Genomic DNA, 19,740 nt, shown 5'->3' with positions numbered 1-19,740 from the left:
AAATTCAGGAATCGCTGGGGACAACTCCCAATCAAACTCATGCGCCCCGTCTCAATAAACCGCATTCGTAGCCTCAAGAATCAGCCTCGATACACTATATATGTATCTGACAGCCTCGAATCCCGAGCCACCTTTGCAAACACCCGCGCATGCGTTATCCCACAGCGTCTGCTTTTACGGAGTACCCACAAGCCATGACCACGCGTGCCGGATTCGTTGCCCTGATCGGAGAGCCCAATGCGGGCAAGTCCACCCTGACCAATCGTATGGTGGGGGCCAAGGTCTCGATCGTTACACATAAGGTGCAAACCACCCGTGCGCGTATCCGAGGTGTCGCCATTGAGGGTGACAGCCAAATTGTCTTTGTCGACACGCCCGGCCTGTTTCAACCCAAGCGCCGTTTGGACCGTGCCATGGTGGCTGCGGCTTGGGGTGGTGCAGCGGACGCGGATGTTGTGGTCCTACTGATCGAAGCGCATCGCGGCGTGACCGAAGGGGTTAAGAATATCCTTGAAGGGCTCGCCGATATTGGCAAAGGGCGCAAAATTGCCCTCGCAATCAACAAGATTGATCGCGTTAAGGCCGAAGTGCTTTTGGCTCTCTCCAAGGATCTCAATGACCGCTACGATTTCGCTGAGACCTTTATGATTTCGGCAGAGAAGGGGCATGGAGTCGTTGCGCTGCGTGAATGGCTTGCTGGTGAACTGCCCAAGGGGCCATGGCTTTACCCGGAAGATCAGATCGCCGATCTGCCCATGCGCATGATCGCCGCCGAGATGACGCGCGAAAAGCTGACACTGCGCCTGCACCAGGAATTGCCGTATCAATTGACCGTAGAAACCGAAAACTGGGAAGAGCGCAAAGATGGATCCGCGCGCGTCGATCAAGTGGTTTACGTGGCACGGGACGGGCACAAGGGCATCATTCTTGGCAACAAGGGCGAGTCGATCAAGGCGATCTCCAAAGCAGCCCGTGAGGAGCTAGAAGAGTTTCTCGGGCGCCGCATTCATCTTTTCTTGCAGGTCAAGGTGCGTGAAAAATGGCTGGACGAAGCTGAACGCTATTCTGAAATGGGTCTCAACTTCAAAGACGGCAATAAATGACACGGCTGACGGCCCGGTTTTGGGTCGATGCCTATCTGGCGCGACTGCGTTTTCAAGACATCCCGGCGTTTGTTGTGTCCCATGGGGACGACACCGCCGGGTCGGTTTTGGTCAAACTGAACACTTTGGATGGTCAAGCCCGCGCCTTTACCCGCAGCTTTGATCTGATGAGCGGCGAACGGGTTTGGGCGGAACTGGCCTCTGGCACAGAAGCCGGCGTCGACGACAGCATCGCCAAACAACGCGGCTTTGACCCAGATCTGTGGGTGATTGAAGTGGAAGACCGTTCGGGTCGGCATTTGCTGGATCAGGAGGGGCTGGCGTGATGTATTTGTTGCTTAACCCGCGCCTGTCTTTTGTAAGTGGAGGTCTATTCGCTGCGGTCATCAGCTTATATGCCGGAGCCGCCTTGGCCACCTATGCCCTGCCCGAATCTCGTCTTTTACAAAACGTGATGATTCTGTGTTTTGTCCCAACTGTAGCGACGCTCTTGACCATGCTTGTTATGCGGCTCCTTGAGGCACCGGCCTCTGTAGCACGGGCTCTACAAACTTTGACCTTTACCTTCGTTATCTTGGTCGCCATGGCTGGTGGGATATATCAAGGATACGCCATTCCGGTCGAGGCGCTGATGCTTGGCGCTTTGGCGCAGGGACTTGCACTCACGGTTTTGTCCCGGACCATCTGGCGCAACAGCTAGCACCGCCCCCTTGTATCCAGTCACAACAGGCGTCACGGTATAACGATGGAATGGCGCGATACCGGCATTGTACTCAGCACACGGAAACATGGCGAAACCTCGCTGATTCTTGATGTGTTTACCCCGAACCACGGGCGCCATTCGGGAATGCTGCGCGGTGGTGTATCCCGAAGACACACCCCGCATCTTCAACCCGGTGGTCAGCTGGATCTGAGTTGGCGCGCACGGCTTGAAGATCAACTTGGTACGTTCACCATCGAACCCCAACGCTCGCGTGCTGCCACAGCTATGGCAGATCGCCTATCCCTGAGCGGGCTGAACACAGTGGTGTCTTTGTTGGCCCTTTGCCTGCCTGAACGCGCGCCCTACCCCGCGTTTTACGAGAAGACCGAAGCCCTGCTTGATCTACTGGGGCAAACTGATGTTTGGCCGCTTGCCTATTTGCAATGGGAAATGGAATTGCTGCGGGAAATGGGGTTTGGCCTTGATCTCAACGCCTGTGCCGTCACCGGGGCAAACGACCATCTCGCCTATATCTCCCCCCGCACCGGGAGAGCCGTGACTGCCTCTGGTGCCGGTGAGTGGGCTGACAGATTGCTGCCCCTCCCACCTGTGATGCTAGGCGAAAGCCCGCGCGACGACCTTGAAATCCTGACCGCATTGCAAACCACCGGCCATTTTGTCGAGAACCACCTCGGAGCAAGCCTGCATGACATCTCCAAACGCGCAACATCCATTGCCAGCGCCAGAGAGGCCTTTATGGATCGGATGACCCGTCTGGTTCAGTCCTAAAGGTCATTTCACGGCCCGAGTCATTGCTCAGCACCAAAACAGACCCCGACACTTCGGAAATCGTCATATCTGCCAAAGCATCAAAAAACCGCTGCTCAGCCTGCATGTCTGGGCACGCCATGCGCGTTGATGCAATGGGCCCCAGTTTAAACCACGGATAAGGCGCGCTCTGCTCGGCGCTCCATCGGTTGCAAGGAGCCTGCCCCACCGCCCGACCTAGTTCGGGAAACGCAATTGTCGCGCGTGACGCAACCTCGTTACCGTCGAGACTTGTCAAAACCCAAGTCAGATCACCCGCCCCATAAGCGCGCACGCCCTCGTCACCTTCAGCACAGGCAGACACAAAGGTCGCCAGAGCTAAAACCATTCCCAATCCAAGTGTTCGCATCTTTAACCTCGCAGCTTTCAACATAGATGTATCTACGCGACCCTTTGTACAAGCCGACCATGCGACCTTTCACAGCCGCGCAATCCACGATAGGAAGGGCGTAATGACCTGGACATTCCCAAATATACTCACGGCCTTGCGCCTGATCGCCGCCCCAGCCCTTGCGCTGATGTTCCTTTATTTCTCTCGGCCTGTTGCCGATTGGGCGGCGCTGTTGCTGTTCATAACGGCAGCCATCACCGATTGGTTTGACGGCCATCTTGCCCGGACCTGGAAACAAGAAACCAAACTTGGAGCGATGCTCGATCCAATCGCTGACAAGGCCATGGTGGTCATCGCCCTGATGGTCATCGTTGGCTATTCGTCAATGTCACCCTGGCTGGTGCTACCCGCGACGGTGATCTTGTTTCGCGAAGTCTTTGTATCTGGCCTGCGCGAATTTCTGGGCGATGTGGCTGGAACCCTTAAGGTCACTCAACTGGCCAAGTGGAAAACCACCGCACAGATGGTCGCCATTGCCGTGCTCTTTGCCCAAGGCGTTTTTGAGCACTACCTTGGTATGTCTGCCATTGGGATGGATCAGACGATATTCCAGTCCATATTGGACGGCACCGAGGAAGACGTGCTTGGACTGCAATGGAAATATATCGGTATGATCTGGTCCGGTAACATTGGCCTGGCCCTCCTTTGGATTGCTGCGGCTTTGACCTTGATCACCGGTGCAGATTACTTCCGAAAGGCCATGCCGTTGCTCAAAGAGGATAGCTGAGATGGACGTTTTGTATTTCGCTTGGGTGCGCGAACGCATTGGTGTTCCTAAAGAAAAGATCGAAACCTCGGCGGTCACGGTCAACGATTTGATCGCCGAATTGCGCGAACGCGAAGACCGCTACGAAGCGGCATTTTCCGATCTATCAGCGTTGCGTGTCGCTTTGGATCAAGAGCTCACTGAATTTGATGCTCCCTTGGACGGTGTCCGTGAAGTGGCGTTTTTCCCGCCCATGACCGGAGGCTGACCCATGCGCGTTACCGTCCAGGAAGCGGCCTTTGATTACGGCCACGAGGCCGAGGTTTTTGCCGATGGTCGTCATGATATGGGGGCCATTGTCACATTTGCCGGGATCGTGCGCGACATTGCTGGCGGTCTTGATGTCATGGAGATCGAACACTACCCCGGCATGACTGAAAAAGCGTTGGAAAAGATCGCTGCCGAAGCTGTTGAACGATGGTCACTGGGTGATGCCTTGGTGATTCATCGCTACGGTCGCATGGGGCCGGGTGAGAAGATCATGATGGTCGCGACCGCTGCGCGCCATCGCAAGGATGCCTTTGAGGCTGCCGAATACCTGATGGATTACCTCAAATCCCGCGCGCCATTCTGGAAGAAAGAACACACAAGCGCCGACGCCGGTTGGGTTGCCGCCAAAGATGAAGACGAAGCAGCGCTAGATCGCTGGTAATTCCTTTGCATGCCAACCGCGCTGTTGGTAATCTAACCTGACCAATTTAAAGCAGGTTCGTGATGCCCTTTACCCCGGTCAAACCCGAAAAACTCTCCTCCGCAGTGATCGACCAAATCGAATTGCTGATTCTCCGCGGTATTTTACGCCCCGGCGAACGACTTCCGTCAGAACGTGAGCTGTCAGACCGCTTGGGGGTGTCGCGCCCGTCGCTGCGGGAAGCTGTCGCCACCCTGCAAGATCGCGGCTTGGTCGAAACCCGCGCCGGGGCGGGTATTTTTGTGACCGAATTTCTGGGTTCGGCCTTTTCCGAAGCCCTGACCCAGCTCTTTGCCAATCATGACGAAGCAGTGTTTGACTACCTATCTTTTCGCCGCGACATGGAAGGTCTGGCGGCTGAGCGCGCCGCCAAACACGGTAGCAACACCGATCTGGCAGTCATCCAAAAAATCTATGACAGAATGTGCACAGTCCATTCAAAACGAAACCCCGCCGAAGAAGCCCATTTGGACGCGGATTTCCACCTCGCCATCATCGAAGCGAGCCATAACGTGATCATGCTGCATATGATGCGGTCGATGTATCAATTGCTGCGGGAAGGCGTCTTTTACAATCGCACAATCATGTTCCGGCAACGCACCACACGCGATCAATTGCTCAACCAACACAAGCGGATCAACGATGCGCTACAAGCACGCGAGCCAGCCGCCGCGCGCAAAGCCATCGAAGACCACCTGACCTTTGTCGAAGAGTCGCTTTATTCAGACCGCAAGACCGAGCAAAACGAAACAATTGCCAGACAGCGTTTGGAACGTGAACACAACCGTTAGCGTGAAACAGGTCGCTATGCGAATAGTGCCAACAACAGATATGTCGCCATTCCATATAGAGACATGAGGCTGACGCTCATCGCGATTCCGCGCGCACCGTCGTTTCCAGTCACAAAGCAAAACCCATGGGCCAACCGCCCAAGTGCAAATCCAAGAAACCAAAGTTCTGCAGCCCATTGGCTAGGCGATACAATCGACAACAAACCAGCCAGAACAGCAAAATGAACCGTGTTCTCAGTCATATTGCGATGCGCATTGTGGTGACGCGCGAGTTCGGACAACCCGAACTGCGATGCCTTTTTCGGGTCGCGTCCACGCGCGGCCCATTCCTCGGGTGTGCTATAAAGGTCATAGCGCAACCGTGTCAGTTCCGTGCGCGTCATGAGCCAGCTATGCGTCGCCAGCAATATCACAGCGCTGATGATCGCCGCCGTTACAACAGATTCGGACGGTAGCGCCGGTGATATCGGGGTCACGCCAAACGCGATTGTATTGATGATCGCCGCGATCCCGATAAGGGCGAATGGATACACAATTATAATGGTGCGAAACTTCTTTTTGCGGGCATCAAGATCCTGCATGAACGGCCTAACTCGTTACTTCGTTTGGCAATAGCTAAGCATCGCCCGCCCAGCTTTCCAGTATCGCACTCGCCACCGACCGCTTGGACCTTGGCCCATACAAGACCCAGACATCTCATTACATATACAAAAAGGGCCCATCGTCATGATGAGCCCTTTCAAATGTCTTAGCCAGATGCCCGATAGGGCCGTCGGCTTATGCCAGTGCGATGTTCGACGCGCTCTCACGGCCGTCACGGCCGGGCTCGATGTCGAAAGTCACTTTCTGGTTGTCGGACAGGCCAGTCAGACCAGCGCGTTCAACTGCAGAGATGTGTACAAACACGTCTTTGCCGCCGCCTTCTGGTGCGATGAAGCCGAAGCCTTTAGTTGTGTTGAACCATTTTACGGTGCCATTAGCCATTTTTCTTCTCCTAAGTATTATCTGCCCAAGAAACTTGGCAGCGCGGCAATGTCAGTCATTAATCGAGAACTGAGCCACAAGAGCAAAGAAGCCGAAAGAAGTAACGTCGCACCCGCGAAATAAATGCTAGGCCCTCAAAAGGGAAGACCTTTTTGGCCAACAGGCACATTTCGTGGCGTTTGCAGCTCGGATTGACCCACATATGCGCGCATTTTCGCCAAGCTCGTGACCGTGAGAGACAGGTTTCGCCCAGAACCTGGCAAACCACGCCGTCCAATCTGCCCCGATTCCCTAATCCAGCCCATTCTGAACGGTGCGAATTTGACAACGGACTGTGTCGACATGCAGAAACGCGGGCTCGTACTTACAACAGTCTTGGATATTTTCATGAATCATACGCTTTGTGCCACCTCCACGGCCCTTTTCATTCTGCTTTGCTCCTCCGCTTCCGCAGCGACCTGCCCGGCAAACGCCCCGGACGGCTACAAATGGCTGTCCTCCTACGTCGAGGAATTCCACGCCAAAGGGACAGTGAGCGACTGGTTCACGGACAGCTTAAAGAAGCACCCCGATGATGTCGCTCTTCTGGCGCTTCAGGCCTATTTCGACGCAGGAGGCGACACATCCGCAGCGCGCAAATTGCACAAGACGCGGGGCGGATCTGTCCAAAACTTTGATTTGGGCATGGCTTGCGCCAAAATCGAATAAACGCATTGCTACCAAAGCAAAAAGGCCCGAACGTTTCCGCTCGGGCCTTTCTGAATTTTCAAGTGTCCAAGATTAGCTCTTAGAGAATTCTGGGTAGGCTTCCATGCCCAGCTCGGCCATGTCGAGACCTGTGATCTCTTCTTCTTCACCAACCCGGATGCCAACAGTCATCTTGAGAAGGAACCAGATTACGAAGCTCACGACGAAGGTGAAGGCACCGACAACCACGATGGAGTAGAGCTGTTGACCAAGCGAAGCTGCGTCATTGGTGAACACAACCGCGATGGTGCCCCAGATGCCTGCGATCAAGTGAACTGGGATCGCACCGACAACGTCGTCAATCTTCAGCTTGTCGAGCATTGGAACCGCGAAGACCACGATCACACCGCCAACGGCACCGATCAGAGTGGCCTGACCCAATGTTGGTGTCAGAGGCTCAGCGGTGATGGCCACGAGACCCGCAAGTGCACCGTTCAGAACCATGGTCAGGTCGACCTTTTTGTACAGCGCTTGGGTCAGCAGGAGGGCTGCGATAGAGCCACCAGCGGCCGCTGTGTTGGTGTTGGAGAAGATGCGCGAGATGTCAGCAACGTTGCCGGCTGTGTCCATGTACAGCTGCGAACCGCCGTTGAAACCAAACCAACCGAGCCACAGGATGAACGTACCCAGAGTTGCCAGCGGCAGGTTCGAACCCATGAATGGAATGGTACGACCTTCTTTGTATTTGCCGATACGTGGGCCAAGGATAAGTGCGCCAGCCAAAGCAGCCCAGCCACCAACCGAGTGCACAACAGTCGAGCCCGCGAAATCCTGGAAACCACCAGCATCAAGGAAACCACCGCCCCATTTCCAAGACGCTTGGATTGGGTAGATAAAGGCGGTCAGAACAACAACAAAGGCAAGGAAGGGCCAGAGTTTGATGCGCTCAGCCAATGTGCCCGAAACGATCGACGCAGTGGTCGCGCAGAACATCAGCTGGAAGAAGAAATCCGAACCAACCGACGCATATGTCAGGTCAGGCTCAGCACCTTCAAGGCCAACTGGCTCAAGGGCGGCCATGGAGAAGGCACCGATGATGCCATCAACTGTCCAACCGTCACCTGGGTACATCAGGTTGTAGCCGATAACGTAATAGGCGATCGCAGCAAGCGAAAACAGAGCGATGTTTTTGGTCAGCTGCATGGTCACGTTCTTGGAGCGCACCAGACCAGCTTCGAGCATTGCGAAACCAGCGGCCATCCAGAACACCAGGAAACCGGCGACGAGGAACATGAAGGTGGTGAAGATAAAGCCAACTTCGGAGTTGGGGGGCGTCACGTCTGCTTCTTGAGCCAAGCCGAGGCTTGGCAGTGCCAGCAGAACAGCCGCCGCGGCGAGTGTCTTAAAGTTTGTCATTCTTTTCGTCCCTTGAATGTCAGGAGATTAACTGGAAAAGCGCGTTACAGCGCGTCCGCATCCGTTTCGCCGGTACGCACACGTACGGCCTGCGCCACATCGAGAACAAAGATCTTGCCGTCACCGATCTTGCCTGTCTGCGCAGTTGTCTTGATTGTATCGACCACTTGATCGGCCATCGCCGCCGAAACGACGATCTCCAGCTTGATCTTTGGTACAAAGTTCACAGCGTATTCTGCGCCGCGATAGATTTCGGTATGGCCGGACTGAGAGCCGAAGCCCTTGATTTCCGTAACCATCATGCCGCGCACCCCGATAGCGGTCAGCGCTTCGCGCACCTCTTCGAGTTTGAATGGCTTGATCGTTGCTATGATCAGTTTCACCGTTTGGTCCCTTTCGTCTCACCGGGGCCGCGTCCCGGCGCCCCTTACGTATTTCGCAAATGCAGAAAGAGCCTCTAGGCGGCGTGTTTTGAAGCTTTGAGCCACAAAAACGGGCAAAAACCCGGCAGTAGCGCACATTTTTTGCGCATCAAGTGGTTAATGCCTAATTTTTAAGCTCAACAAAAAGTGTATGTGACCGTTTGAGGTGGTCAACATTCCGGAAATAACCAAGTAGAATCGTGCAAAAGCAAAACGCGACCAGCCCTGTTGGGCGATAATCAGGCGGGCAAGAAGTATGAGTAGTTCAGGACGTAAGCCGGGAAGGCTCGTGGCCGATAAGCGGTATTCGCGCAACACGACCAAGAAGAAACCCGCGCCAAAGAAAGCTGCACCGCGCCGCAAGCCGGCAAAACGCAAGGCAACCAGCAAGCGCAATCCTATTGTCGCCTTCTTCCTTGGCATTTTTCGCCTGATCTGGCGGCTGATCTGGCGCACCACTGTCTTTACGTCATTGGTCATGGCTATGATCATCGCCAGCGCGGTGTTTTACGTCCGCTCCGGCTTGCCCGATGTTTCGAGCCTGGTCGATGGGCGCGCCCGCGGATCGGTGACGTTGCTTGATCGCGATGGTGCGGTCTATGCCCGTCGCGGCGATCAATATGGTGGGGCCGTTAATGCTGAAACAGTCTCGCCTCATCTGCGCAATGCCATTGTCGCCACCGAAGACAAACGTTTCTATAGCCACTTCGGCATAAGCCCACGCGGTGTTGCCAGTGCTGTCAGGATCAACCTGAGCGAAGGGCGTGGCCCGCTATCTGGTCATGGTGGCTCAACCCTGACCCAACAAACCGCCAAGTTGCTGTGTCTGGGCGTCGTGTTTGACCCGTCCGAATGGGAAAACGAAGCCGAATATGTCGCGGACTGTCGACGAGGCTCCATGAGCCGCAAGATCAAAGAAGCGATCTATGCCATGGCGATGGAGAGTAAATACACCAAGAACGAAATCCTCTCGATCTATATGAACCGCGCCTATATGGGCGGCGGGGCCTATGGGGCCGAGGCGGCGGCCAAACGCTATTTCAACAAAACCGCGGCCGTCCTGACCCCCGCAGAGTCAGCCATGATTGCTGGGCTTTTGACGGCTCCGACACGGATGGCACCAACGGCCAACCTCAAACGGAGCCAAGACCGCGCCGCAACCGTTTTACGCCTGATGAATGATCAAGGTCTGCTGTCTGACGAAGAAACCCGGCACTTCCAGAACAATCCCGCCACCCTCGCCGCCGAGGCGAACAGGTCAGCAGGCGGGTATTTCGCCGATTGGGTTATGCGGTCGGGCCCTGAATTCTTTACCCGCGATACAACCGAAGATGTTTTGATCCGTACAACACTTGATCCACGCCTACAGGCCGCAACGGCGGCTGCGGTGAACCAGGTCTTTAGCGAAAAGGTCCGCAAAGGATCCAAGGCCGAGGTTGCTGTGGTGGTCATGTCCGCAGATGGCGCGGTGCGCGCGATGATTGGCGGACGCAAAACCGATGCATCGGGCCTGTTCAACCGAGCCAGCCAAGCGGTCCGCCAAACCGGCTCGGCCTTCAAGCCGTTCATCTATGCCACCGCGCTTGAGCTGGGCTATGGCCCCCTCGATACAGTTTTGGATGAACGCTTTTGCATGAACATTCCCGGTTCCGGCGAATGGTGCCCCAACAATTACACCAAGAAATTCAAGGGCCGGGTTACGCTCACGGATGCGCTCAAACAGTCGCTCAATATCCCGGCCGTCAAGATTTCCGAATCTGTCGGCCGTGGCCTGGTCATGCAGGTTGCCCGCGACTTTGGCATCCACCGCGATTTGCAAGACACCCCGGCGATGGCACTTGGCACCTCTGAAGCCACCCTGCTTGAGATGACCGGTGCTTATGCCGGCATCCTGAATGGCGGTTCCTCGGTGACGCCATATGGTTTGACCGAACTGCGTTTGCGCGGCGATGACACCCCGCTGATGGGGGCCGGTGGCGGCATTGGTGAGCGGGTCATTCAACCCCGCGCCGCTGGTGAATTGATCTGGATGATGGAAAAAGTCGTCACGGAAGGCACCGGAGGGCGCGCCCGTCTGAACAACCGTCCGGCAGCAGGCAAAACCGGCACCAGCCAAGAGGCCCGCGATGCGTGGTTTGTGGGCTTTACAGCTGACTACGTCGCCGGGGTTTGGATGGGGTATGACGACAACACCCCCCTGTCAGGTGTGACAGGCGGCGGGCTTCCGGCGGAAATCTGGCATGAGGTTATGGAGCGTGTGCACGAGGGACTGCCGGTCACCCCATTGCCTTCAATCGCACCAACACCGCCCGCGCCTGCGCCCAAGCCAGCCCCTCAGGCTGACACCCGCCCAAGCAATGACCGCTCTGGCAAAAAGGTGCGCGATTCGATCCTCAATCAGGTCTTGCGTGATATTCTTGGCGGCAACTGATCACGGGAGAGATGCGGCCCAGATGCCACCCTTAGCCAATGCTCCGCAAGCCTGACATGTTCAGGCTTGCCTTTGATCCGGCATGATGGCTCATAGATGCTGGACCACTCAGTCGGTTTCAACTGCGACACCAGTATAATGCCAAGAGGCCCACTATGATCCTGCGTCTATTGAAACGTATTGCTCTGATCATTGTTGGACCGCTGATCTTTCTCTTTGTCGCCTTTGTCCCTGCACTTTGTAGCAAACGCCCCGGATTTCGCGGCTGGTTTTGGCGCACTGTGTCACGCAGCTGTTCCTGGCTTTTGTGGTTTCTGGACGTCAAAGTCGACATCAGCGACGCGGCGATCCAAGCCTTGGCCAGCGATGAAAACAGCGTGATCGCCGTCAACCATCGCAGCCATCTTGATGGGTTTTGCATGCTTCATGTCATCCCTGACGAAAAATGGGTGACCTTTGGAGCCAAGAAGGAACTGTGCCGAGCCGCCTTGCTGAAACGTGGATTTCAGGGGGCCGGTCTTCTGGAAATTGACCGCGACAAAGGCAAACATGCACTGGAATCGCTGACCGATGCCGTGCGTGACATGCCGCGACGGCGCTCTCCTATTTTGTTTGTTGAAGGGACACGGGCGCGGACACCCGGCCTGCCACCGTTCAAAGCCGGCGCTGTCTTGATCGCCCAAGCGACCGGGCGTTCGGTGCGCCCGTTTGTGATTATCGGGGCTGACAAACTCTTGCCGCACGGCGTGTTCTGGCCCCGCGCCGGAACCATTCGCATCGAGGTCCTGGATCAAATCACGCCCGATCCAGCTGCGGAGACCGATGCAGAAGTCGCCCACCTTCGCGCGGCTATGGCGAAAGTCTATGACTCCGCCTCAGGTGAGGCGACATCCTTTGAGGACAAAGCCGCTTAACCGGCCTTTTTGAGATCTTTGATCATCGCATCAATGTCACCACGACGCTTGTCCAGCATCGCACCAATCTCAGCCCGTTCCGTCAACAACAGGTTCACACCTTCGATGAACATGTTGAAAAACAGATCCTTGCCAGACCGGTCTGACACATGGAACGACACATCGAACGGGGATTCACCGCGCAGATAGGCGATGGTCGTGACCTCGTAATAGTTTTTGACCTTGCGCACCTTGGACATTTCCAAGCGCCCACCAATAAATTCGCGGAACCGACGCCCATATTTGCGCGAAATGTAGCCGGTAAAGACATTGGTAAATGCCTTCTTCTGCGCGCTGCTGGCACGGCGACCATCTGCGCCCATGGCATATGCCGCCACATAGGGCAGGTCTGCGTATTTTTTAAAGATCTTCTCAAAATCCCGGATCATCGCGCTTTCGGATTTGCCAGAATCAATGACCTTGTTGATCGCCCCGACCAACCCATTGACGAGCGAACCAGCCTGAGCCTCATTCAGAGCAAAGGCCTGCACCGGAAATGTGGCGACAGCTGCGCTTCCAGCGACAAAAGACCGACGGGTCATAACATGCATCATTGTCAAAATCCTTCTGTATCCAGCGCATGTGGATCAATATCATCCTCAGGTGGGGCTTCCCCCAATTCGTAACGCCGGTTTTGCAGATATATGAGCTTTATCTGAGAATAGGAGTCGGCGCTGTCATGGATCACAGAATCGTAAGTATCCGAATAGCGACCACGATCCCCAATTTCCTCAGCAATTTTGGCGGCGGTCCCCAGATATTTCTCGGGTGCCGGCACAACGTAGTCGAGCGGGTTAGTGAACATATCAACCAGCATTCCGGCCGTATCTCGATCGGTAGACGGGCCAACGAAGGGTAAAACCATATAGGCCCCTTCTGGCATGCCCCATACCGCGAGCGTTTCGCCGAAATCCGATTCGTCTTGCTCCAGCCCGAGATCCGACGCCACATCGGCCAGCCCGGCAATGCCTAAGGTCGCATTGATCCCAAACCGAAGAGTATTCTTGGTCGCGCGCCCCAAACGCCCCTGAAGGACTTGGTTCACGACGGTTTGCGGGATCGACACTGTATCAGCGAAATTTGCAATGTTGTCCTGAACGGGTTCCGGGACAACCTTGGTATAGCCGTTTCCAGCCCCCCGCACAGTCGAGCTATCAAACTTGGCGTTGAACGCATGCATTTTGCGATTTTGCGCTTCATAGGGGTCATAGACCTCCCCCGAAGGCACAGTGTTGCTACAAGCAGTTGCCAATACCAAGGCAAGAGTGGCTAAAGACGCACGTATCGTACCCATCCGCGTCAGATCCCTTCAAAAATCTTGGGGAAGCATGCAAGCTTCCATAAAAGGCTACTTAGTAAGTTTTGTCATAAGACCCAATGCAGCCACCCTGTTTCAACTGTCATGTGGCACATTGGCGACATGCCGCTTAGGATGCCGCTCAATGCCAGATGGGCAACGCATGAATAAACAAAGTAGTTTTAACATATGAACGCCAAACAAACAAAGCCGGGCCGCGATGAATTACTGGCCGCCCGCCGCCAAAGCAGACCATATTATTGGTTCGTTGGTATTTTCAGTCTGTGCGTCAACATTCTGATGCTCACCGGCCCGATGTACATGATGCAGGTGTATGACCGGGTTCTTGGTTCACGTTCCGAAGCAACATTGATCGCATTATCGGTCTTGGTGGTGTTTCTGTACGGCATGATGGGCATCCTGGATTTTGTTCGAGGCCGGGTCATGGGGCGGGTTGCGGCCCGTTTCCAATCCGCATTGGATCTCCGGGTCTTTGATGCAGTTGTACGCCGCGCCGCAATCAAACCTGATTCTCTGTCCCAAACTGGCTTGCGCGATTTAGAATCGATTCAACGGCTCATGGCCTCGCCGGTGTTGTTGGCGCTGTTTGACATCCCAATGACCCCTTTCTTCATTCTCGGGATTATGGTTTTCCACCCTTGGCTTGGCTATCTGGCTCTGGCGGGCGGTGGTTTTTTGATCATGGTCACGGTCATCAACCAAATCGTCACTCGCACCCCCACGCTCAAATCCAATATCGCCGTGATGACCGCAGAGCGCTCGGCCGAGCAAATCCAATCCGAAGCCGAAATGGTGCAGGCCCTTGGCATGCGCCGCGATGCCTTTACCCGCTGGATGGGCGCACGCGGTCAAGCGCTGTCCGGCCAAATCGGCAGTTCTGACCTGACCGGTTTCTTCACCACCCTGACCAAGTCTTTCCGCCTGCTTTTGCAATCGGCCATGCTTGGGCTTGGTGCCTATTTGGTTCTTTTGGGCGAATTGACACCCGGTGCGATGATCGCCGGGTCAATCTTAATGGGCCGCGCCTTGGCCCCGATTGAGCTTGCCATCGGCCAATGGCCGTCTGTTGAACGGGCTCGCAAGGGCTGGGAAAACCTGTCGCAACTGCTTAGCGAAATCCCCCCTGAACCGGCGCGCACAGAATTGCCGCGACCCCGCGCCAAACTTGACGTTCAACAACTCACCGTCGTGCCTCCGGGCGAACAGCAAGCTTCGCTGCGGCTGGTGTCTTTCAACCTCGACCCCGGCCAAGCGATTGGGGTGATTGGCCCGTCGGGGTCCGGTAAGTCCACGCTCGCGCGGGCTCTGACAGGTATTTGGCGGCCAGCGGGCGGGAAAATTCGCCTCGATGGGGCCTCGATCGACCAATTTGGCGCTGATGTGCTGGGCAAGCATATCGGATACCTGCCTCAGCGTGTCACTTTGTTCGACGGCACGATTGCCGAAAACATTGCGCGCTTGTCGTCACAACCAGACGCTGAAAAAGTCGTGGAAGCCGCCAAAAAAGCAGATGCGCATGAGATGATCCTCAAGCTACCGGAGGGTTATGACACGCGTGTTAGCGGGGCTGGGGGGCGCCTGTCGGGCGGACAAACCCAGCGGATCGGCCTCGCCCGTGCGATGTATGGGGATCCTGTGTTGCTTGTTCTGGATGAGCCGAACTCGAACCTTGATAACGAAGGATCCGAAGCAATCAACAAGGCCATCAAACTATTTAAAGAACAAGGAAAGTCCGTCCTGATTATGGCCCACAGACCGTCGGCTATCAAAGAATGCGATCTTCTCTTGATGATTGAAAACGGTACGCGTGTTGCCTTTGGCCCCAAAGAAGAAGTGCTCCGTCAAATGGTCAAGAACCACCAGCAAATTCAGAAAAACCCTAACCCCGCAGGTGTCCGATGAGCGATCATGCGAACTATTCAATGCGCTTCCCCATGGCCGTGGGCCTTGTCGCGCTGGCCGTTCTTCTTGGCGGATTCGGAACCTGGGCTGCCACCACCAATATTTCCGGCGCGATCGTCGCGAGCGGCTCTATCGAAGTTGATCAAAACCGGCAAATTGTCCAACATATCGATGGTGGTATCGTCGAAGCAATCCTTGTCGACGAAGGGGATGCCGTTGAAACCGGTGACGTCTTGCTTCGCCTTGACCCAACCCTGATCAAGTCCGAGCTGGCGATTGCCGATGGGCAGTTTTTTGAACTGAGCGCACGCCGCGCCCGTTTGGTGGCGGAGCGCGACAAAAACGATGATATCGTTTTTGACACTGAGCTCCTCGCCCAAGCGGAGTCCAATCCCGATATCCGTGACTTGGTCAACGGCCAGCTGAACCTATTTCAAGCGCGTCTCGATACCTCTGCACGCGAAGTCGAACAGCTGGGCAAGCGCAAAGACCAGATCGCGGATCAGGTCGTCGGCATTGAGGCCCAAAAAGTGGCTCTTGCCACACAGCTTACCCTGATCGAACAAGAACTTAAGGATCAGCAAGGCTTGCTCGACAAGGGATTGGCCCAGGCCAGCCGCGTTCTGTCGCTGCAACGCGAACAGGCGCGGATCGCCGGTCAAGTTGGTGAGTTAACAGCACAAAAAGCGCAAGCAGAAGGGCGAATCACGGAAATCGACATTCAGGTTCTCAGCCTCGAAACCCAGCGCCGCGAAGAATCGATCACCACCCTGCGCGATCTGCAATTTCGCGAGCGCGAACTGGCTGAACAACGCCGGGCCCTGCGTGAACGGCTCAACCGTTTGGAAATCACGGCACCGGTGTCTGGCGTGGTCTACGGCCTAACTGTTTTCACGCCGCGCTCTGTTATTCGGCCTGCCGACCCGGTCTTGTTTCTTGTGCCCCAGGACCGCCCATTGGTCATCGCTGCGCAGGTTGAGCCGATCCACATCGACCAGTTGTTCGTCAATCAAGAAGTGTCATTGCGGTTTTCGTCACTGGATCAGCGCGAAACCCCAGAGCTCTTTGGAAAAGTGATGCAAATCTCGGCGGATGCGTTTGAAGATCAAACCTCACGGATCAAATATTACCGTGCCGAGATCGTTCTGAATGATGGTGAGATTGATCGTATCCCCGAAGGATCAACCCTGATTCCGGGCATGCCGGTCGAAGCGTTTATCCGAACCGAAGATCGCACCCCGTTGGCCTATCTGGTGAAACCCTTCTCAGATTACTTTGCCAAAGCCTTCCGCGAAAGCTAACCGATGCGTGACAGTTTGCGGCACAAAGCCATGCGCATTTGCGACGAGAAAATTGCAAAAAAGGGGGACGGGGTCGGCCTGTCCTTCTATGCGTTTTTCGCCAATAAAAACGATGACCCCGACCTGTTGATGGAGGCCGCCGAATGGTGGATTAAGCGTCACAAATTGGATCACTTTGAGAAGGCTGTGAAAATACGCGATATGATTTCGTCGGGCCAATGACACTAGGTCTTCATTGGCCCGTTCCGCACAGGTTTTCTGGCCCTTTTCATTTCCGCGTTGCGCCACTAGCGTCGCACTGAAATCGGAAGGAACCGCATCATGACCAATGCCATCGAATCGCGCCTGAGTGAGCTCGGCCTCACCCTGCCTGACGCCCCTGCCCCGGCCGCGAATTACGTGCCCTATGTCCAAACCGGCAATCAGCTGTTCGTATCCGGCCAAATCAGCATGGGGCCTGACGGATTCATCACCGGAAAAATTGGCGCAGATCTGACCGTGGAACAAGGGGCCGCTGCCGCTCAGGCCTGTGCGCTAAGCCTTTTGGCGCAAGTGCGTGCCGCCTGTGATGGCGATCTGACCCGGCTCAAGCGGGTGATCAAACTGACCGGGTTTGTGAACTCACCAAGCGATTTCACCGATCAACCCAAGGTGATCAACGGCGCGTCAGACATTCTCGTTGAAATCCTCGGAGAAGCCGGTCGCCATTCGCGGTCTGCTGTGTCTGCCGGGGCTTTGCCGTTTAACGTTGCTGTTGAAATCGAAGGCATTTTCGAACTGGTATGATACTGCCTGACAGCCTTCTAAGCCGCCCTGTTGCCCACCGTGGTTTGCACGATGTTGCGCAGGGCGTGCCTGAAAACTCACGTGCGGGCATTCGCGCCGCCATTGCCGCCGGTTACCCGATTGAGATCGACCTGCAAATGTCGCGCGACAAACAGGCGATGGTTTTTCACGATTACGATATGCAACGTCTGGCCGGTCACAAGGGCCCCGTGCAATTGCGCACGTCTCAGGATCTGGCGGACATTCAATTGATTGGCGGCAATGAATCCGTGCCGACCCTTTCCGAAGTGCTTGAAATCGTTGACGGACAGGTGCCCTTGCTGGTCGAGTTGAAAGACCAGGACGGCGGCCTTGGCCCTGCGGTTGGCCCGCTCGAAGCAGCCACGGCTCGGGCGCTTGAGGGGTATTCAGGGGATGTCGCTTTGATGTCGTTTAACCCGCATATGGTTGCCGAATTGGCGCGGCTGATTCCCAATCGCCCGCGCGGGCTGACAACCTGCGGCTTTCTTCATGACGACTGGCAAACGATCAAGCCTGATCGCCTCAGAGAGCTGCGCCCGCTACCGGATTACGACCGCGTCGGAGCCTGTTTCATAAGCCATAATGTCGATGATCTCAGATCAACCCATGTGGATCGGCTCCGATCCCAAGGCATTCCGATCCTGTGCTGGACAGTCCGCTCGGCGCAACAAGAGGCAGAGGCGCGAAAACTGGCTGATAATGTCACCTTTGAGGGCTACAGCGCTTGAACCACAAAACAAACATGCCAAATTGAGCGCATGGATCAAGGCGACACCATCACCATCAACGTTTTGACGTCGCTTGATCAAATTGCGGCCACCGATTGGGATGCCTGCGCCTGCCCCGAAGACACAGATGGCCGCCCGCACGATCCATTTACCACCTATCGGTTCCTGAAGGCGCTGGAAGATAGTGGCTCGGTTGGCCAAGGCACAGGCTGGGATCCGCGTTATCTCGTCGCTGAAATGAATGGTTTGCCCATCGCCGTGACGCCGCTTTTTGCCAAAGGGCACAGCCAGGGCGAGTATATATTTGACCACAATTGGGCCCATGCGCTTGAGCAAGCGGGGGGCAATTACTACCCCAAGCTTCAAATCGCTGTTCCCTTTACCCCCGCCACTGGACGACGGTTTCTTACCCGTCCGGGCTACGAGGCCGCCGGCATGTCGGCCCTTGTTCAAGGGGCTGTTCAGTTTGGCGCCAATAATGAGCTGTCTTCGCTGCACATCACATTTTGCACCGAAGACGAAGCCATCGCGGGCGAACAAATGGGCCTGTTGCGCCGCACCAGTCAGCAATTTCATTGGGTCAACGACGACTACGCCGATTTCGACGCTTTCCTCGCCAGCCTGAGTTCACGCAAACGTAAAAACATCCGCAAAGAACGCGCCCGCGCGCAAAATTTTGGCGGAGACATCGACATCCTGACCGGTGATCAAATCCAGCCGCACCATTGGGACGCGTTCTGGCGGTTTTACCAAGACACCGGTTCGCGCAAATGGGGCACGCCCTATTTAACCCGCGTGTTTTTTGACATCGCCCAAGAGGTGCTACGCGACGATATCGCCCTTGTCATGTGCTCGCGCGATGGGCAGGCTGTTGCCGGTGCCTTAAATTTCATCGGTCGCGATGCCCTATATGGCCGGTATTGGGGCTGCGTCGAAGATCATCCCTGTTTGCACTTCGAAGCATGCTACTATCAGGCCATCGATTTTGCCATCGCGCAGGGCCTTGATCGGGTCGAAGCGGGGGCGCAGGGAGAACACAAACTAGCGCGAGGCTATTTACCAGTGGCGACACATTCGTTGCATTGGTTGGCCAATCCCGGCTTTTCAGAAGCTGTTGCGCGCTATCTTGAAGCCGAAAGGGCCGCGGTGGATGAGGATATCGAGATCCTCACCTCCTATGGCCCGTTTCGGCGTGAAGAGCGGGAGGAACAAGAATGACCGAATTACTGTCCGATACAGCGCGCAAAACTGTGCTTGCTCCGCTGTTAGACACCGGCTGGTCCATGGTGGACGGGCGCGACGCGATCCACAAACGCTTTTCTTTCAAAGACTTCACAGAGGCCTTTGCGTTTATGACCCGCGCCGCGATGTGGGCGGAAAAATGGAACCACCACCCGGAATGGAGCAACATCTACAAAACTGTAAATGTCACTCTGAGCACCCATGATGTTGGTGGTTTATCAGCGCTGGACGCCAAACTGGCCCGCAAATTGGATTGCATTTCCGGGCACAGCTAAG

At 55.6% G+C, this 19,740-nt stretch carries 25 protein-coding genes; 18 read left to right on the top strand and 7 right to left on the bottom strand.

The window, feature by feature from the left end; genetic code table 11:
* Positions 1–194: 194 nt before the first annotated feature.
* Genes era through recO form a run of 4 tightly spaced genes read left to right on the top strand, consistent with a single transcriptional unit; the run spans position 195 to position 2,595 of the window.
* Positions 195–1,103: a GTPase Era gene (era, locus tag ACRBB0_RS01345; protein ID WP_431372594.1), complete on the top strand. Its 909-nt coding sequence runs from the start codon at positions 195–197 to the stop codon at positions 1,101–1,103.
* Positions 1,100–1,429 (top strand): DUF1491 family protein, encoded by a 330-nt coding sequence (locus ACRBB0_RS01340; RefSeq protein ID WP_431372585.1) that lies wholly within the window; start codon positions 1,100–1,102, stop codon positions 1,427–1,429. The genes era and ACRBB0_RS01340 overlap by 4 nt, the downstream gene beginning before the upstream one ends.
* Positions 1,429–1,803 (top strand): hypothetical protein, encoded by a 375-nt coding sequence (locus ACRBB0_RS01335; protein WP_431372584.1) that lies wholly within the window; start codon positions 1,429–1,431, stop codon positions 1,801–1,803. Before ACRBB0_RS01340 ends, ACRBB0_RS01335 begins: the two co-directional genes overlap by 1 nt.
* 45 nt (positions 1,804–1,848) lie before the next feature.
* A complete protein-coding gene (gene recO, locus ACRBB0_RS01330; protein ID WP_431372583.1) occupies positions 1,849–2,595 on the top strand; it encodes a DNA repair protein RecO in 747 nt (248 codons plus the stop codon).
* On the opposite strand, the gene ACRBB0_RS01325 is transcribed toward recO, so the two are convergent.
* A complete protein-coding gene (locus ACRBB0_RS01325) occupies positions 2,561–2,983 on the bottom strand; it encodes an META domain-containing protein (RefSeq protein ID WP_431372582.1) in 423 nt (140 codons plus the stop codon). The genes recO and ACRBB0_RS01325 overlap by 35 nt on opposite strands.
* A 103-nt stretch (positions 2,984–3,086) precedes the next feature.
* Here ACRBB0_RS01325 and pgsA point away from each other — a divergent pair, with 103 nt between their 5' ends.
* The 4 genes from pgsA to ACRBB0_RS01305 all read left to right on the top strand — a co-directional run bounded on the left by pgsA (position 3,087) and on the right by ACRBB0_RS01305 (position 5,273).
* Complete coding sequence (gene pgsA, locus ACRBB0_RS01320; protein ID WP_431372581.1) at positions 3,087–3,752, top strand: CDP-diacylglycerol--glycerol-3-phosphate 3-phosphatidyltransferase; 666 nt, start codon at positions 3,087–3,089, stop codon at positions 3,750–3,752.
* A 1-nt stretch (position 3,753) separates the two neighbouring features.
* The gene (moaD, locus tag ACRBB0_RS01315) at positions 3,754–3,999 is read left to right on the top strand and encodes a molybdopterin converting factor subunit 1 (protein WP_431372580.1); all 246 of its coding nucleotides are present in this window, start codon (positions 3,754–3,756) and stop codon (positions 3,997–3,999) included.
* Between the two features lie 3 nt (positions 4,000–4,002).
* Positions 4,003–4,443: a molybdenum cofactor biosynthesis protein MoaE gene (locus ACRBB0_RS01310; protein WP_431372579.1), complete on the top strand. Its 441-nt coding sequence runs from the start codon at positions 4,003–4,005 to the stop codon at positions 4,441–4,443.
* A 62-nt stretch (positions 4,444–4,505) separates the two neighbouring features.
* Positions 4,506–5,273, top strand: coding sequence for a FadR/GntR family transcriptional regulator (locus ACRBB0_RS01305; RefSeq protein ID WP_431372578.1), 768 nt, complete (start codon positions 4,506–4,508; stop codon positions 5,271–5,273).
* 14 nt (positions 5,274–5,287) lie between these two features.
* On the opposite strand, the gene ACRBB0_RS01300 is transcribed toward ACRBB0_RS01305, so the two are convergent.
* Together ACRBB0_RS01300 and ACRBB0_RS01295 are read right to left on the bottom strand one after the other, a co-directional pair.
* Positions 5,288–5,854, bottom strand: coding sequence for an MAPEG family protein (locus ACRBB0_RS01300; RefSeq protein WP_431372577.1), 567 nt, complete (start codon positions 5,852–5,854; stop codon positions 5,288–5,290).
* Between the two features lie 196 nt (positions 5,855–6,050).
* Positions 6,051–6,257: a cold-shock protein gene (locus tag ACRBB0_RS01295; protein WP_431372576.1), complete on the bottom strand. Its 207-nt coding sequence runs from the start codon at positions 6,255–6,257 to the stop codon at positions 6,051–6,053.
* A 387-nt stretch (positions 6,258–6,644) separates the two neighbouring features.
* Between ACRBB0_RS01295 and ACRBB0_RS01290 the strand changes: the two genes are divergently transcribed.
* Positions 6,645–6,965, top strand: coding sequence for a hypothetical protein (locus ACRBB0_RS01290; RefSeq protein ID WP_431372575.1), 321 nt, complete (start codon positions 6,645–6,647; stop codon positions 6,963–6,965).
* 72 nt (positions 6,966–7,037) lie between these two features.
* Here ACRBB0_RS01290 and ACRBB0_RS01285 read toward each other — a convergent pair whose 3' ends face one another.
* Positions 7,038–8,360 carry an ammonium transporter gene (locus tag ACRBB0_RS01285; RefSeq protein WP_431372574.1) on the bottom strand — a complete coding sequence of 441 codons (1,323 nt, stop codon included), beginning with the start codon at positions 8,358–8,360 and terminating at the stop codon, positions 7,038–7,040.
* Positions 8,361–8,404: 44 nt separating this feature from the next.
* Positions 8,405–8,743: a P-II family nitrogen regulator gene (locus ACRBB0_RS01280; RefSeq protein WP_431372573.1), complete on the bottom strand. Its 339-nt coding sequence runs from the start codon at positions 8,741–8,743 to the stop codon at positions 8,405–8,407.
* A 295-nt stretch (positions 8,744–9,038) separates the two neighbouring features.
* On the opposite strand from ACRBB0_RS01280, the gene ACRBB0_RS01275 reads away from it, so the two are divergent.
* Together ACRBB0_RS01275 and ACRBB0_RS01270 are read left to right on the top strand one after the other, a co-directional pair.
* A complete protein-coding gene (locus ACRBB0_RS01275) occupies positions 9,039–11,213 on the top strand; it encodes a transglycosylase domain-containing protein (protein WP_431372572.1) in 2,175 nt (724 codons plus the stop codon).
* A 155-nt stretch (positions 11,214–11,368) separates the two neighbouring features.
* Positions 11,369–12,127 carry a lysophospholipid acyltransferase family protein gene (locus ACRBB0_RS01270; RefSeq protein WP_431372571.1) on the top strand — a complete coding sequence of 253 codons (759 nt, stop codon included), beginning with the start codon at positions 11,369–11,371 and terminating at the stop codon, positions 12,125–12,127.
* Here ACRBB0_RS01270 and ACRBB0_RS01265 read toward each other — a convergent pair.
* Together ACRBB0_RS01265 and ACRBB0_RS01260 are read right to left on the bottom strand one after the other, a co-directional pair.
* Entirely contained in the window at positions 12,124–12,708 is a 585-nt protein-coding gene (locus ACRBB0_RS01265) for an MlaC/ttg2D family ABC transporter substrate-binding protein (protein ID WP_431372593.1), read from the bottom strand. The two genes, ACRBB0_RS01270 and ACRBB0_RS01265, sit on opposite strands and share 4 nt — an antisense overlap.
* Before the next feature lie 14 nt (positions 12,709–12,722).
* Positions 12,723–13,460, bottom strand: a complete 738-nt coding sequence (locus tag ACRBB0_RS01260) for an MlaA family lipoprotein (RefSeq protein WP_431372570.1) — start codon at positions 13,458–13,460, stop codon at positions 12,723–12,725.
* Positions 13,461–13,652: 192 nt separating this feature from the next.
* Between ACRBB0_RS01260 and ACRBB0_RS01255 the strand changes: the two genes are divergently transcribed.
* The 7 genes from ACRBB0_RS01255 (at position 13,653) to ACRBB0_RS01225 (ending at position 19,739) form a co-directional block, all read left to right on the top strand.
* Positions 13,653–15,386: a type I secretion system permease/ATPase gene (locus ACRBB0_RS01255; RefSeq protein ID WP_431372569.1), complete on the top strand. Its 1,734-nt coding sequence runs from the start codon at positions 13,653–13,655 to the stop codon at positions 15,384–15,386.
* Positions 15,383–16,687 carry an HlyD family type I secretion periplasmic adaptor subunit gene (locus ACRBB0_RS01250; protein ID WP_431372568.1) on the top strand — a complete coding sequence of 435 codons (1,305 nt, stop codon included), beginning with the start codon at positions 15,383–15,385 and terminating at the stop codon, positions 16,685–16,687. The genes ACRBB0_RS01255 and ACRBB0_RS01250 overlap by 4 nt, the downstream gene beginning before the upstream one ends.
* A gap of 3 nt (positions 16,688–16,690) precedes the next feature.
* Entirely contained in the window at positions 16,691–16,909 is a 219-nt protein-coding gene (locus ACRBB0_RS01245; RefSeq protein ID WP_431372567.1) for a DUF6500 family protein, read from the top strand.
* A 99-nt stretch (positions 16,910–17,008) separates the two neighbouring features.
* Positions 17,009–17,473, top strand: coding sequence for a RidA family protein (locus ACRBB0_RS01240; protein ID WP_431372566.1), 465 nt, complete (start codon positions 17,009–17,011; stop codon positions 17,471–17,473).
* Positions 17,470–18,222 carry a glycerophosphodiester phosphodiesterase family protein gene (locus tag ACRBB0_RS01235; RefSeq protein ID WP_431372565.1) on the top strand — a complete coding sequence of 251 codons (753 nt, stop codon included), beginning with the start codon at positions 17,470–17,472 and terminating at the stop codon, positions 18,220–18,222. Before ACRBB0_RS01240 ends, ACRBB0_RS01235 begins: the two co-directional genes overlap by 4 nt.
* 30 nt (positions 18,223–18,252) lie before the next feature.
* The gene (locus ACRBB0_RS01230) at positions 18,253–19,440 is read left to right on the top strand and encodes a GNAT family N-acetyltransferase (protein ID WP_431372564.1); all 1,188 of its coding nucleotides are present in this window, start codon (positions 18,253–18,255) and stop codon (positions 19,438–19,440) included.
* Positions 19,437–19,739 carry a 4a-hydroxytetrahydrobiopterin dehydratase gene (locus ACRBB0_RS01225; RefSeq protein WP_431372563.1) on the top strand — a complete coding sequence of 101 codons (303 nt, stop codon included), beginning with the start codon at positions 19,437–19,439 and terminating at the stop codon, positions 19,737–19,739. The genes ACRBB0_RS01230 and ACRBB0_RS01225 overlap by 4 nt, the downstream gene beginning before the upstream one ends.
* Position 19,740 lies beyond the last annotated feature (1 nt).

The sequence above is a fragment of the Pelagimonas sp. genome, assembly GCF_050633425.1.
Lineage (GTDB): Bacteria > Pseudomonadota > Alphaproteobacteria > Rhodobacterales > Rhodobacteraceae > Pelagimonas.
Note: the sequence above shows the minus strand (reverse complement) of the source record. Positions and strands in the feature narration are given on the sequence as shown.

Bases quoted from the DNA above. Each gene is read 5' to 3' on its own strand.
- era (WP_431372594.1), top strand. From the start codon at position 195: ATGACCACGCGTGCCGGATTCGTTGCCCTGATCGGAGAGCCCAATGCG.
- ACRBB0_RS01340 (WP_431372585.1), top strand. From the start codon at position 1,100: ATGACACGGCTGACGGCCCGGTTTTGGGTCGATGCCTATCTGGCGCGA.
- ACRBB0_RS01335 (WP_431372584.1), top strand. From the start codon at position 1,429: ATGTATTTGTTGCTTAACCCGCGCCTGTCTTTTGTAAGTGGAGGTCTA.
- recO (WP_431372583.1), top strand. From the start codon at position 1,849: ATGGAATGGCGCGATACCGGCATTGTACTCAGCACACGGAAACATGGC.
- ACRBB0_RS01325 (WP_431372582.1), bottom strand. From the start codon at position 2,983: ATGCGAACACTTGGATTGGGAATGGTTTTAGCTCTGGCGACCTTTGTG.
- pgsA (WP_431372581.1), top strand. From the start codon at position 3,087: ATGACCTGGACATTCCCAAATATACTCACGGCCTTGCGCCTGATCGCC.
- moaD (WP_431372580.1), top strand. From the start codon at position 3,754: ATGGACGTTTTGTATTTCGCTTGGGTGCGCGAACGCATTGGTGTTCCT.
- ACRBB0_RS01310 (WP_431372579.1), top strand. From the start codon at position 4,003: ATGCGCGTTACCGTCCAGGAAGCGGCCTTTGATTACGGCCACGAGGCC.
- ACRBB0_RS01305 (WP_431372578.1), top strand. From the start codon at position 4,506: ATGCCCTTTACCCCGGTCAAACCCGAAAAACTCTCCTCCGCAGTGATC.
- ACRBB0_RS01300 (WP_431372577.1), bottom strand. From the start codon at position 5,854: ATGCAGGATCTTGATGCCCGCAAAAAGAAGTTTCGCACCATTATAATT.
- ACRBB0_RS01295 (WP_431372576.1), bottom strand. From the start codon at position 6,257: ATGGCTAATGGCACCGTAAAATGGTTCAACACAACTAAAGGCTTCGGC.
- ACRBB0_RS01290 (WP_431372575.1), top strand. From the start codon at position 6,645: ATGAATCATACGCTTTGTGCCACCTCCACGGCCCTTTTCATTCTGCTT.
- ACRBB0_RS01285 (WP_431372574.1), bottom strand. From the start codon at position 8,360: ATGACAAACTTTAAGACACTCGCCGCGGCGGCTGTTCTGCTGGCACTG.
- ACRBB0_RS01275 (WP_431372572.1), top strand. From the start codon at position 9,039: ATGAGTAGTTCAGGACGTAAGCCGGGAAGGCTCGTGGCCGATAAGCGG.
- ACRBB0_RS01270 (WP_431372571.1), top strand. From the start codon at position 11,369: ATGATCCTGCGTCTATTGAAACGTATTGCTCTGATCATTGTTGGACCG.
- ACRBB0_RS01265 (WP_431372593.1), bottom strand. From the start codon at position 12,708: ATGACCCGTCGGTCTTTTGTCGCTGGAAGCGCAGCTGTCGCCACATTT.
- ACRBB0_RS01260 (WP_431372570.1), bottom strand. From the start codon at position 13,460: ATGGGTACGATACGTGCGTCTTTAGCCACTCTTGCCTTGGTATTGGCA.
- ACRBB0_RS01255 (WP_431372569.1), top strand. From the start codon at position 13,653: ATGAACGCCAAACAAACAAAGCCGGGCCGCGATGAATTACTGGCCGCC.
- ACRBB0_RS01250 (WP_431372568.1), top strand. From the start codon at position 15,383: ATGAGCGATCATGCGAACTATTCAATGCGCTTCCCCATGGCCGTGGGC.
- ACRBB0_RS01245 (WP_431372567.1), top strand. From the start codon at position 16,691: ATGCGTGACAGTTTGCGGCACAAAGCCATGCGCATTTGCGACGAGAAA.
- ACRBB0_RS01240 (WP_431372566.1), top strand. From the start codon at position 17,009: ATGACCAATGCCATCGAATCGCGCCTGAGTGAGCTCGGCCTCACCCTG.
- ACRBB0_RS01235 (WP_431372565.1), top strand. From the start codon at position 17,470: ATGATACTGCCTGACAGCCTTCTAAGCCGCCCTGTTGCCCACCGTGGT.
- ACRBB0_RS01230 (WP_431372564.1), top strand. From the start codon at position 18,253: ATGGATCAAGGCGACACCATCACCATCAACGTTTTGACGTCGCTTGAT.
- ACRBB0_RS01225 (WP_431372563.1), top strand. From the start codon at position 19,437: ATGACCGAATTACTGTCCGATACAGCGCGCAAAACTGTGCTTGCTCCG.